General features: G+C 69.3%; 12 protein-coding genes. 7 read left to right on the plus strand and 5 right to left on the minus strand.

Going from position 1 to position 11,270, the window contains the following annotated elements; genetic code table 11:
• Positions 1-73 precede the first annotated feature (73 nt).
• The 4 genes from ACIBG8_RS02055 to ACIBG8_RS02070 are packed head-to-tail and all read left to right on the plus strand — an operon-like array spanning position 74 to position 3,781.
• Positions 74-1,057 carry a sugar ABC transporter substrate-binding protein gene (locus tag ACIBG8_RS02055; protein WP_397340585.1) on the plus strand — a complete coding sequence of 328 codons (984 nt, stop codon included), beginning with the start codon at positions 74-76 and terminating at the stop codon, positions 1,055-1,057.
• 26 nt (positions 1,058-1,083) lie between these two features.
• Positions 1,084-2,085: an ABC transporter permease gene (locus ACIBG8_RS02060; RefSeq protein ID WP_397340586.1), complete on the plus strand. Its 1,002-nt coding sequence runs from the start codon at positions 1,084-1,086 to the stop codon at positions 2,083-2,085.
• Positions 2,082-2,840 carry an ATP-binding cassette domain-containing protein gene (locus ACIBG8_RS02065; protein ID WP_397340587.1) on the plus strand — a complete coding sequence of 253 codons (759 nt, stop codon included), beginning with the start codon at positions 2,082-2,084 and terminating at the stop codon, positions 2,838-2,840. Before ACIBG8_RS02060 ends, ACIBG8_RS02065 begins: the two co-directional genes overlap by 4 nt.
• Before the next feature lie 50 nt (positions 2,841-2,890).
• Positions 2,891-3,781, plus strand: coding sequence for a TauD/TfdA dioxygenase family protein (locus ACIBG8_RS02070; RefSeq protein ID WP_397340588.1), 891 nt, complete (start codon positions 2,891-2,893; stop codon positions 3,779-3,781).
• Here the strand turns inward: ACIBG8_RS02070 and ACIBG8_RS02075 are convergent.
• The gene (locus tag ACIBG8_RS02075; RefSeq protein WP_397340589.1) at positions 3,766-4,965 is read right to left on the minus strand and encodes a serine hydrolase domain-containing protein; all 1,200 of its coding nucleotides are present in this window, start codon (positions 4,963-4,965) and stop codon (positions 3,766-3,768) included. The genes ACIBG8_RS02070 and ACIBG8_RS02075 overlap by 16 nt on opposite strands.
• A 94-nt stretch (positions 4,966-5,059) precedes the next feature.
• Here ACIBG8_RS02075 and ACIBG8_RS02080 point away from each other — a divergent pair, with 94 nt between their 5' ends.
• Entirely contained in the window at positions 5,060-5,698 is a 639-nt protein-coding gene (locus ACIBG8_RS02080) for a YigZ family protein (RefSeq protein WP_397340591.1), read from the plus strand.
• Here ACIBG8_RS02080 and ACIBG8_RS02085 read toward each other — a convergent pair.
• Complete coding sequence (locus ACIBG8_RS02085; RefSeq protein WP_397340592.1) at positions 5,673-6,902, minus strand: isochorismate synthase MenF; 1,230 nt, start codon at positions 6,900-6,902, stop codon at positions 5,673-5,675. The two genes, ACIBG8_RS02080 and ACIBG8_RS02085, sit on opposite strands and share 26 nt — an antisense overlap.
• Positions 6,903-7,087: 185 nt before the next feature.
• On the opposite strand from ACIBG8_RS02085, the gene ACIBG8_RS02090 reads away from it, so the two are divergent.
• Positions 7,088-7,906, plus strand: a complete 819-nt coding sequence (locus ACIBG8_RS02090) for a GDSL-type esterase/lipase family protein (protein WP_397340594.1) — start codon at positions 7,088-7,090, stop codon at positions 7,904-7,906.
• Here ACIBG8_RS02090 and ACIBG8_RS02095 read toward each other — a convergent pair.
• Both ACIBG8_RS02095 and ACIBG8_RS02100 read right to left on the minus strand, forming a co-directional pair.
• Complete coding sequence (locus tag ACIBG8_RS02095; RefSeq protein WP_397340595.1) at positions 7,903-8,184, minus strand: hypothetical protein; 282 nt, start codon at positions 8,182-8,184, stop codon at positions 7,903-7,905. The genes ACIBG8_RS02090 and ACIBG8_RS02095 overlap by 4 nt on opposite strands.
• Positions 8,175-8,885, minus strand: coding sequence for an HNH endonuclease family protein (locus ACIBG8_RS02100; RefSeq protein WP_397340596.1), 711 nt, complete (start codon positions 8,883-8,885; stop codon positions 8,175-8,177). Before ACIBG8_RS02100 ends, ACIBG8_RS02095 begins: the two co-directional genes overlap by 10 nt.
• Before the next feature lie 108 nt (positions 8,886-8,993).
• Between ACIBG8_RS02100 and ACIBG8_RS02105 the strand changes: the two genes are divergently transcribed.
• On the plus strand, positions 8,994-9,911 hold the full coding sequence (locus ACIBG8_RS02105) for a S1C family serine protease (protein ID WP_397340597.1): 918 nt from the start codon (positions 8,994-8,996) through the stop codon (positions 9,909-9,911).
• Here ACIBG8_RS02105 and ACIBG8_RS02110 read toward each other — a convergent pair.
• Positions 9,874-11,151, minus strand: a complete 1,278-nt coding sequence (locus ACIBG8_RS02110; protein ID WP_397340598.1) for a glycosyltransferase family 4 protein — start codon at positions 11,149-11,151, stop codon at positions 9,874-9,876. The two genes, ACIBG8_RS02105 and ACIBG8_RS02110, sit on opposite strands and share 38 nt — an antisense overlap.
• Between the last annotated feature and the right edge of the window lie 119 nt (positions 11,152-11,270).

Below are 11,270 nucleotides of genomic sequence, written 5' to 3' on the forward strand. Positions count from 1 at the left end.
TCTGTACAAATATTGACGCGAAGGTCATCGAGGATTACAACAGGGGCTATCCCTGTGGTCACGGAGGTGGCGGATGAAGCGTTCTGCGATTGTGCTCGTGCTCGCGGCCTTGGCGTTGGGCGGGTGTTCGTCCGGAACCCCCCAGCAGACCGGCGCGGCCAGTGCCCCCGCCGCCAGCAGCCAGCCCGCCGCGGGCAGCGCGGCGAACTTCGCCGTCATCACCCACGCGGCGCCCGGCGACTCCTTCTGGGACGTGGTGAAGAACGGCGCCGAGGCGGCCGCCAAGCAGTACGGCGTGAGCGTCACCTACCAGGGCGACGGCGACCCGGCCAAGCAGTCGCAGCTGATCGACCAGGCGGTCTCGCAGAAGGTCGACGGCATCGTGGTCTCCATGGCCAACCCCGACGCGCTCAAGGAGGCGATCGGCAAGGCCGTCGCCGCCAAGATCCCGGTGATCACCATCAACTCGGGGCTCGACCAGTCCAAGGCCTTCGGCGCGCTGACCCACGTCGGCCAGTCCGAGGACGTCGCGGGCAAGGGCGCGGGCGAGCAGCTGAAGGCGGCCGGCGTCACCAAGCTGCTGTGCGTCATCCACGAGGCCGGCAACATCGGCCTCGACCAGCGCTGCAAGGGCGCTGAGTCGACGCTGGGCGGCCAGGTCGAGCGGCTGCAGGTCGACGTCAGCAACCTGTCCGACGTCACCTCCAAGGTCACCGCGAAGCTGCAGGCGGACAAGTCCATCAACGGCATCCTGGCGCTCAACCCGGCCGTGGCCACGGCCTCGCTGCCGTCGCTGAAGGACGCGGGCTCGCAGGCCAAGCTGGCCACGTTCGACCTGTCCGGCGACGTGGTGACGGCGATCAAGAACGGCGAGATCCTGTTCGCCGTCGACCAGCAGCAGTACCTGCAGGGCTGGCTGCCGATCACGTTCCTGTACCTGTACAAGAACAACCTCAACACCGTCGGTGGCGGCCTGCCGGTCAACACCGGCCCCGGCTTCGTCACCAAGGACAACGCCGAGCAGGTCGCCAAGCTCGCCGAGAGCGGAACCCGGTGACGACCGCTGTGCACGAAGATGAGCGGGTGGCCGCCGTTGGACGGCTGCGCCGCCTGCTCATCCGCCCCGAGCTGGGCGCGGTCGTCGGCGCGATCGTGGTCTTCTCCTTCTTCGCCACCCAGTCCGAGGTGTTCCGGTCGCCGAGCGGCATCGCCAACTGGCTCGACCCGGCGGCCACCCTGGGCATCATGGCGGTGGCCGTCGCGCTGCTGATGATCGGCGGCGAGTTCGACCTGTCGGCCGGCGTGCTGACCGGCACGAGCGGGCTGGTGCTGGTGACGCTGGCCGCCAAGTACGGCGTCAACGTCTGGGTGGCGATGCTGATCGGGCTGGCGGTGGCGCTGGCGATCGGGTTCTTCAACGGGCTGGTGGTGACGCGCACCCGGCTGCCGAGCTTCATCGTCACCCTGGGCACGTTCCTCATGCTGCAGGGGATCAACCTGGGCGTGACGAAGCTGCTCACCGGGACCGTGCAGGTGAGCGGGCTGGGCAAGGCTTCGGGGTACGAGAGCGCGCGGGCGGTCTTCGGCGGCTCGGTGGGCGAGTCGAGCTTCCGGGTGGCGATCCTGTGGTGGTTGCTGATCACCGCGGTGGCGACGTTCGTGCTGATGCGTACCAGGGCAGGGAACTGGATCTTCGCGGTCGGCGGCAACGATCAGGCGGCACGCGCGGTCGGGGTCCCGGCAGCGCGCACCAAGATCGCGCTGTTCATGACGACGGCGGGCGCGGCCTGGCTGGTCGGGTCGATGTCGGCGCTGCGGTACACCTCCGTGCAGGCCAACATCGGCATCGGGCAGGAGTTCATCTACATCATCGCGGCCGTGATCGGCGGGTGCCTGCTGACCGGCGGGTACGGCTCGGCCATCGGCGCCTCGATCGGCGCGGTGATCTTCGGGATGGCCGACAAGGGCATCGTGTTCCTGGGCTGGGACGCAGACTGGTTCAAGTTCTTCCTGGGCGCGATGCTGCTGCTGGCGACCCTGGCCAACCGCCTGGTACGGCGCTACGCGGAAGAGGTGAAACATTGATCCTCGAGACTCGCGACATCGGCAAGACCTTCGGCAGCGTGCTGGCGCTGCGCGAGGTGTCGCTCGGCGTGGCCGCCGGTCAGGTGACGTGCGTGCTGGGCGACAACGGCGCGGGCAAGTCGACGCTGATCAAGATCCTTTCCGGGGTGCACCAGCACGACGCGGGAACGTTGCTCGTCGACGGGCAGGAGGTGCGGTTCTCCAGCCCGCGCGAGGCGCTCGACCAGGGCATCGCCACCGTCTACCAGGATCTGGCGATGATCCCGCTCATGTCGGTCTGGCGGAACTTCTTCCTCGGCTCCGAGCCGCGCAAGTCCTTCGGCCGCTTCGACGTGGCGCTGGCGAAGAAGGTGGCGCGGGAGGAGTTGTGGGCGATGGGTATCGACATCCGCGACGTCGACCAGCCGGTGGGCACGCTGTCCGGCGGCGAGCGGCAGTCGGTGGCGATCGCGCGGGCGGTGCACTTCGGGGCGCGCGTGCTGATCCTGGACGAGCCGACCTCCGCGCTGGGCGTGAAGCAGGCCGGGGTGGTGCTGCGGTACATCGCCAGGGCGCGGGATCGGGGGCTGGGGGTGGTGTTCATCACCCACAACCCGCACCACGCCTACCCGGTGGGGGATCGGTTCCTGCTGCTCAACCGGGGGACCAGCCTGGGCGAGTACGGCAAGGCCGACATCGCGCTGGAGGAGCTGACGGCGAAGATGGCGGGAGGCGCCGAGCTGGAGCAGCTCGCCCACGAGCTCAAACGCGAATAATCCCTATTTCCTACTTGATTTAGGGGTTATTGCGGTTTAGCGTCCTAGGCATGACTCTTTCCTTTGCCCCCGTAGCGGGCCGTATCGGCGTCCAGGTCAGCGGAGTGCAGCTCTCCGGCGACCTGGACGCGTCCGTCGTCAGCCAGATCCGTGACGCCCTGCTCCGCCACAAGGTGATCTTCTTCCGTGGCCAGGAGCGCCTCGACGAGGCCGGGCAGGTCGCCTTCGCGCGGCTGCTCGGCCCGCTCACCACCGCGCACCCGACCGTCCCCGCGCTGAGCGGCCAGAACCACATCCTCGACCTCGACTACTCCAACGGCCAGAAGGTGGACCGCTGGCACACCGACGTGACGTTCGTGGAGCGGCCGCCGCTGGCGTCGGTGCTGCGCGCGATCGAGGTGCCGCCCGCGGGTGGCGACACGTTGTGGGCGAACACGGTGGCGGCCTACGAGACGCTGCCCGACCCGTTGCGGGTGCTGCTGGACGGATTGCGTGCCGTACACACCAATCAGTACGACTACGCCAGGGTGGCCACCGCGGAGGACCCCGAGCGGGCCAGGAAGTACGCCGAGGTGTTCGCCTCGACCGTCTACGAGACCGAGCACCCGGTGGTGCGGGTGCATCCGGAGACGGGGGAGCGCTCGATCCTGCTGGGCGACTTCGCCAGGCGCGTCTCGGGGTTCTCCGGCGCGCAGTCCGCTGCGCTGATCGCGCTGGTGCAGGACCACGTGACCCAGGTGGAGCACACCGTGCGGTGGAGCTGGGCGCCGGGCGACGTGGCGGTGTGGGACAACAGGGCCACGCAGCACCGGGTGGTGCACGACTTCACCGGGGCCAGGCGGCTGCACCGGGTCACGGTCGCGGGCGACGTGCCCGCCGGCGTGGACGGCAGGCAGAGCGTGGCGCTCGCCGGGGACGTCTCCGACTACCTCGCCGCCTGATCCGCGCAGATCGCCTGCTGCTTGAAGGTCTCCAGTGCGGCGTCGATGGGGTGGGGCTGGGGCCTGCCCGAGGAGTCTGGCTTGTTCCACCGGACGAGGTTCAGGGCGACGGACAGCTGGCGCCGGCCGTCCGCGCGGGTCAGGGAGATGGTTTCCGCACCCCAGACCGAGCCGACGTCGCCCCAGAAGGTGCCGCACCCGGGGATCTCGACCTTGAGCAGGCCGAGTCCCCACTCGATCCGCTCGCCGATCTGGGAGATGACCGGTACGGCCTGCTGCATCTGCTCCAGCGACGCCTGGCTGACGATCTCACCGTCGAGCAGCTTGCCGTAGAAGCGGTTGAGATCGTCCATGGTCGACACCAGCGAGGCGCCCGTCCCCGCCCAGGACATGTCGTAGACGCTGTAGTCGCGCGGCGGGTCGATCAGGCCGAACATCGACTCGTACAGCCGCGAGTGCGGTCCCTTGACGCGGGGCCCGGTGGGGAACTCGGTGTGCCGGAGCCCTGCGCGGTCGATGACGTTCTCGGTGATGTACCGCTCGGCCTTGGTCCCGGTCACCTTCTCGATGAGCTGGCCGAGGATCACGTAGTTGGTGTTGGCGTACACACCGGGCGAGCCGCCCGGCTTGCCGACGGCGGGCGCCGCGAGCCCCAGCTTGACGAGCTCGGCGGGCTGGAAGTGCTTGAAGCGGTTGTCGTCGAGGCTCTTGGGCGACATGTCCGGCAGGGAGGGGTACTTGATCATGGAGGGGAACGCGTAGGGGATGTACTCGGCGATGCCGCTGGTGTGGTTGAGCAGCATCCTGACCGTGATCTTCCTGCCCCGCTCGCCCGGTACCAGTTGCGGGAGGTAGCGGGCGATCGGGGCGTCGAGCTGGACGTGTCCCTTCTCGACCAGCTGCATGACGGCCGCGGCCGTGAAGGTCTTGGTGATGCTGCCCACGCGGTGCCGCATGCCGGGCTTGACGGGGCGTTGCGTCCTGACGTCCGCCACGCCGGAGGCGCCGCGCCACACCTGGTCGCCGTCGCGCACCACCGCGAACGCGCCCGGCATCCCCGCGCGGTGGACGCCGTCCAAGGTGGACTGCAGCTTGGCCGGATCGGAGCCGGAGGCAAGCGCGGGCGCCGGGGTGGCTGCCACCAAGCTGAGTACGGCCGCGCTGATCGCTATCTGGATTCTCATGACGGAAATCCTGGTCGAGCCGGTGTTCCCGGTCGTCGTACGTAGGGAGACATCCCGGCGTTGATCTACTTTGTAAAGGCGCTAGCCTGAAACGGTGCAGCCCTACCTCACTCTCGCCACCCTCGTCGAGCACGAGAGCGAGGTCAGGCGGTCGCGGTTCCTGTGCGCGATCGCGCCGGCGTCGAGCGTGGAGGCGGCGGCGGAGTTCATCGCGGAACGCCGACGCCTGCATCCCTCGGCGACGCACAACTGCACCGCCTACGTGATCGGGGAGCGCATCCAGAAGGGCGACGACGACGGCGAGCCCGGGGGAACGGCGGGGACGCCGATGGTGCAGGCGCTGGTCGGGCGGGGGTTCAGCGATGTGGTGGCGGTGGTGACCCGCTACTTCGGCGGGGTCCTGCTCGGGGCGGGCGGCCTGGTTCGCGCGTACGGCGGAGCCGTCACGGAGACCCTCGATCGCGCGATGCCGGTCCGCATGGTTCCCGCGCGGTTGATGCGCGTCTCGGTGGCGCACGACCAGGCTGGGCGGCTGGAGAACGACCTGCGGGTCTTGTACGAGGTTCGCGACGTGTCCTACGCCGCCGAGGTGACCTTCGCGGTGGCCGTAAGCACCGGAGATATCACGACATTTACTGATTGGGTGGCGACGCAGACGGCCGGGAGAGCGCGGGTTTCCGAAGGCGAGGAGCTGGCCGTACCCGCTCTCAACCCTCCAGGGCGTACTGCATGACGCGGAACTTCGCCTGCGCCTCGGCGAGCTCGGAGGCCGGGTCGGAGTCGCCCATGATGCCGCAGCCCGCGAACAGTCTCACCGTGTTCCCCTCGACGATGCCGGAGCGCAGCGCTATGCCCCATTCGCCGTCGCCGTTGGCGTCGATCCAGCCGACCGGGCCCGCGTAGCCCGCGCGGTCCATGCCCTCGATCTCGCGGATGACCTTGATCGCGGTGTCGGTGGGAGTGCCGCCGACGGCCGCCGTGGGGTGCATGGCGGCGACGACGTCGAGCACCGAGGCGCCGTCGGTGAGCCTGCCCTGGACGGGGCTGGCGAGGTGCTGGACGTTGGGCAGGACGAGGAGTTCCGGTTCGTCCGGGGTGTGCAGGGTGGAGCAGAGCGGGGTGAGCGCCTCGCGGACGGAGGCGATGGCGCACTCGTGCTCGTGCCGGTCCTTGGTGGAGGCGAACAGGGCCGCGCCGCGGGCGATGTCGTCGGCGGGGTTGGTGCCGCGCGGGGTGGTTCCGGCCAGGACGAGGGACTCGATGTGCTGGCCCGTGCGGCGGATGAGGAGCTCCGGGGTGGCGCCGATGAGGCCCGCGACGGAGAAGGTGTAGCACTCGGGGTAGCGGGTGGCGAGGCGGCCGAGGAGCAGCCGGACGTCGATGGGGTGTTCCGCGGTGGCGAGGAGGTCGCGGGCGAGGACGACCTTCTCGAGCTCGCCGTCGCGGATGCGGCGCGCGGCCTGGGCGACGACGTGTTCCCACTGGGGCGCGGTGAGGCTGCCGTCGCCGTAGCTGATGTAGCCGGGGGTGGTGATGGGGGTGTGGGTCTCGAGCGGGGTGTCGCCGATGGTGGTGAGCCAGGCCTGGCCGTCGCGGCGGGCGAGGATGGCCTGGGGGATGACCAGGACGCTGCCGTGGGCGTCCTCGTCGAAGGTGAAGCTGCCGAAGGCGACGGGGCCGGTGCCGGGGGTGCGGACGTTGTCGTCGGTGTGGGCATCGGCGAAGACGGTGGCCAGCCACTGGCGTGCCCAGGTGAAACGGTCGGGTCCTGGGGGTACGGCTACGCGCGCGGCCTCTCCCCAGCCGACGAGCCCCTGTCCGTGCCTGATCCACGCGTAGGGCGCGGTTTTGGGCAGGGACGCGAGGAGACTGCCGGGGTCGCCGACCGTAGTGGTGCGAACCGGCAGTGGGCGGGTTTTTCCGAGCGCGACACTCACTCAAGACACTCTATGCGGGAACTGAACACGTTCGACTTTGACCCCGGTGATGAGTCGGTCACACTCCCCGATCCGGACATATGGCGGTATAGAGGGCATCCCGGTCCTAGGGGTTGTGTCAAGAGACGATAGTCAGTGGGTCATGCGCAGGTCGAGAGGGCGTGCTCGGCTTTACCTTGGTGGCCATGATCGATCGCCTGATGGTCGCTGCTGTGCTGGTCGTGTCGGGGTCGGGCGTTTCGGCTGAGCCGTTGCCCTCGGTGATGGTGGCGCTGGGGGATTCGATCAGCGCCGGGTTCAACGCGTGCGGGTGGTACGTGTCGTGCACGTCGCGGTCGTGGTCGGCGGGGGACAACGCCGGGGTGCGGTCGCATTATGTACGGCTGGCCGAGCTGGGGCCGTCGGTGAAGGGGCACAACCTGAACTTCGCCGCGCCGGGGGCGACGAGCGCGGACCTGATGGGGCAGGTGGAGCGGGCGATCGCGGCCAAGGCGGGGTACGTGACGATCCTCATCGGGGCGCAGGACGCCTGCGTGCGGACGGAGAAGCAGATGACACCGGTCCCGGTGTTCCAGCGGCGGGTGGACGAGGCTTTCGCGGCGTTGCGGGTGGGGTTGCCGGGGGTCCGGGTGTTCGTCGCCTCCATTCCAGACATGCGCCGGTTGTGGGCGGCAGGGAAGGACCACCCGATCGCCCGGACGTTCTGGGCGGTGGCGAAGATCTGCCAGACGATGCTGGCCAACCCGACCTCGGTGAAGGCCAAGGACGTGGACCGGCGGGCGCGGGTGCGTGGACGGTTGGCCGACTACAACGCGGTGTTCGCCGAGGCATGCGCCGACTTCGGCCCGCGCTGCCGCACCGACGACGGCGCGGTGTTCGCGTATCCGTTCACCCTGGACCAGATCAGCAAGTGGGACTTCTTCCACCCCAACGCCGAAGGCCAGCGACTGCTCGCCGAAAAGACCTTCGCCAAGGGATTCGACTGGTCCCCGGAAGACCGCTAGGCCAGGCGGTCGAACCCGCCCTTCGCGCTGCCGTCGAAGGTGTCCTCGCCGCGCCACCGGGTCAGGGCCATGGCGATCTCCTCGCCCGGGGCGGGGAGCCGGTGGCCGTGTGGGTAGATCAGCAGCATGTTGAGGACGTTGTTGACGGCGTCGTGAGCGTCGACGTCGGGCCAGGCCGCGATCTCGTCGCGGGTGTAGCCGATGAGGGTCTCGAACTCCCACTCCTCGAAATATGGGCCGCTGACCGCGGCGTCGAGGCACTTCTGGATCAGCGGCACTGCGCGAGCATAGTGGTCTTGTCGGCCCGGGTGACCGGGAGGCGGTACTTGGTGGCTACCTGGGCGAAGCGGACCGCGTAGGCGCAGCGGATGGTGCGCTGCGGCGGGAGCCAACTGCCCGGTCCCGAGCCGTCCTTCGCCTCGTTGGCGTTGCCGTACACCGGGAGCAGGTTGAGCGGGTCGTTGGCGAAGTTGAGGCGTTTGGGCATGGGCCATCGGTTTGCGCCCATGCGCCACGCGTACGACAACGGTACCACGTGGTCGACCTGGATCTCGTCGGCGTTGCTCTTGTGCCACCGGATGACGCGCCCGGTGTACGGGTCGGTCAGGCGCAAGGACGTGACGGTGCATCCGGCGCGTTCGACGTCGTCGCCGTCGCGGGCCAGCAGGTCGTCGCGGGTCCTGCAGCCGTTGTGGGAGTAGGGGACAGCGCCGGCGGTGTCGGCCCAGTTGTCGCCGTAACGGGTGCGCTCGTACCCGTCCTTGCCGCCCATCGCCCGCACGGACAGGGCGTTGATGAGGTCGGTCGCCCGCGCGCGGTCCCCGCGGCTCGTGATCGGGGCCAGACCCCGCCCGGTTCCGTCGGCGTTGGCGAGGGGGTTGGCGGCGGTGGCCTGGCTGGGAGCGGCGTTGGTGTTGCCGAGGAGGGAGGCGACCAGGACGGCCCCGGCGAGGAGGGCGATCGCGTCACGTGTGCTCAATGGCGCCTCACAGATGGGTAAATTCCCGCTATCGCAGACTTTGACACCGGCGCGTCCAGCGCGTTCGAGAGCTAGGGTTGTAATGGTGTAATCATAGGGAGGTTTTCGATGGCGGATCCCCTCGACGCCTACTCTCGCGTGGTCTCCTCCGTGGCCGCTGAGCTGTTGCCGAAGGTGGCCAGCGTGCGGGCCGGGCGGGGGAGCGGGTCCGCGGTGGTGTTCACCGCCGACGGGTTCCTGCTGACCAACGCGCACGTGGTCGGGTCGTCGCGGTCGGGGACGGTGGCGTTCGCCGACGGCAGTTCGGGTGACTTCCAGGTGGTGGGGCGCGATCCGCTGTCGGATCTGGCGGTCATCAGGGCGCAGGTGGCCACGCCGGAGCCCGCCGTCCTCGGTGACAGCGACGCGCTGGTGGTGGGGCAGCTCGTGGTGGCGGTGGGCAACCCGCTCGGGCTGGCCGGTTCCGTCACGGCAGGGGTGGTGTCGGGGCTGGGGCGCTCGTTACCCGCCCGGTCCGGCTCCGCCGTACGGCTGATCGAGGATGTGATCCAGACGGACGCCGCCCTGAACCCTGGCAACTCGGGCGGAGCGCTGGCCGACTCCAGCGCGCGGGTGGTCGGGATCAGTACGGCGGTGGCCGGGGTCGGGGTGGGGCTGGCGGTGCCGGTGAACTCCACGACGCGCTCGATCATCGCCGCGCTGATCCGTGACGGCCGGGTACGGCGGGCGTTCCTGGGCCTGGTGACCTCGCCGGCGCCGCTGCCGGAGATGTTGCGCCGCCGTACCGGGCAGGACAGCGCGTTGCGCGTCGTGGAGGTCGTGGCCGCCTCGCCTGCCGCCCGTGCTGGGCTGCGAGCGGGCGACCTGGTGCTGAGCGCAGGGCGTACGCCGGTGGGCGACGCGCAGAGCCTTCAGCGGCTGATGTTCGCCGATGCGATCGGGCGGCCGCTGCCGATCACGGTGTTCCGCAACGGCGCCCTGGTGGACGTCATTGCCGAACCGGTGGAACTGACGGCTGGGGTTTGACGTAGGTGCCGTTCCTGCGAGCGAGGAGCTCGTCGAGCAGGGCGTCCCACTGCGCGCCGATGACGTCGACGTCGTAGGTGGCCGCGGTCTCCAGGGCTCCGGCCGCCAGGCGGTGGCGCAGCTCCTCGTCCTCGATGACGCGCATGAGGGCGGTGGCGAGGTTGGCGTTGGTGCGCGGCTTGACCAGCAGCCCGTCGACCTCGTCGGTGATCATTTCCTTGGGGCCGTGCGGGCTGTTGAAGCTGACGATGGCCAGCCCCTTGCCCATGGCCTCCAGGATCGTCATCGGGAAGCCCTCGTGGCGGGAGCTGAGCGCGAAGATCGACGCCTTGGCCAGTTCCGCGCCGACGTCGGAGGTGGGGCCGGGCAGCTCGACCTTGTCCTGCAGCCCCGCCTCGGCGATCTGGGTGCGCAGGTTGTCCTCCTGCGGCCCTGCGCCGAAGATGCGCAGCTTCCAGTCGGGGTGGGCTGCCGCGACGGTCTCCCAGGCGGTGATCAGCCGGTGGAACCCCTTGATCCTGGTGAGGCGGCCGACCGCGACGACGACCTTGGCGTCCAGCTTGGCCTGGTCGCCGGTCATGGGCGGCACCGCGTTGGGGATGCGGGTCAGCTTCCTGGGCTTGCGCGGCAGGGTGTTGCGGTAGTCGCGCAGGTCGGCCTTGGTCAGCGTGACCAGGGCGTCCATCCGCCGGTAGCGCCACTTGATGTAGGCCTGGATGCTCTCTGGCTGGGTGGCGATGGCGACGTGCTCCTGGCCGATGGTGATGACGCTGGGCAGCGTTAACTGGGCCATGACGAGGTTGAGCCCCGGCCGGGTGGCCATGAGGACGCCGGTGTCCAGGGAGCGGATGTAGCGGGCCAGCTTGATGTCGGTCCACAGGTTGAAGCGGTGGTAGGCCGACTCCTCCGGCGGGATGAGCTTGCTGGGGATCTTCGACAGCCAGGCGCTGATGCCCCACTTGCGCTTGAGGCGGTCGTCGATGAAGCGGAACTTGACGCGCGGGTCGATGGGGAAGAACGGCTCCTCGGCCTCGCGCAGGATGCTGACGATCTCGACGTCGTGGTCCTTGGCGAGGTACCCGGCCAGGTTGAACACGGTCCTGATGGTGCCGCCCATCCCGTTGGCGTGCAGGAGCAGGATCCGGATCTGGTGGGTGGAGGGCGGTGGCGCTTTGTCGAGCCTGCGTTTGGTCCACCATCGGTACAAACGCCTGACTGCGGCCTTCCCCTTACGTGCCACTACGCGCACCTTCGAGTGCCCCCTTCACCGAAACGAGTCGAACGCACATGGCCGGTGGTGAGAACACTCACCACCGGCACATTGTCCCGCAATACAGGAGTACGCCGTCTGTCCCCGTG

This window comes from Nonomuraea sp. NPDC050556, from assembly GCF_044457355.1.
Taxonomy (GTDB): domain Bacteria; phylum Actinomycetota; class Actinomycetes; order Streptosporangiales; family Streptosporangiaceae; genus Nonomuraea.

What these genes read in the sequence shown, in the direction of transcription:
- ACIBG8_RS02055 (WP_397340585.1), top strand. Translation starts at nt 74, where the DNA reads ATGAAGCGTTCTGCGATTGTGCTCGTGCTCGCGGCCTTGGCGTTGGGC.
- ACIBG8_RS02070 (WP_397340588.1), top strand. Translation starts at nt 2,891, where the DNA reads ATGACTCTTTCCTTTGCCCCCGTAGCGGGCCGTATCGGCGTCCAGGTC.
- ACIBG8_RS02075 (WP_397340589.1), bottom strand. Translation starts at nt 4,965, where the DNA reads ATGAGAATCCAGATAGCGATCAGCGCGGCCGTACTCAGCTTGGTGGCA.
- ACIBG8_RS02090 (WP_397340594.1), top strand. Translation starts at nt 7,088, where the DNA reads ATGATCGATCGCCTGATGGTCGCTGCTGTGCTGGTCGTGTCGGGGTCG.
- ACIBG8_RS02105 (WP_397340597.1), top strand. Translation starts at nt 8,994, where the DNA reads ATGGCGGATCCCCTCGACGCCTACTCTCGCGTGGTCTCCTCCGTGGCC.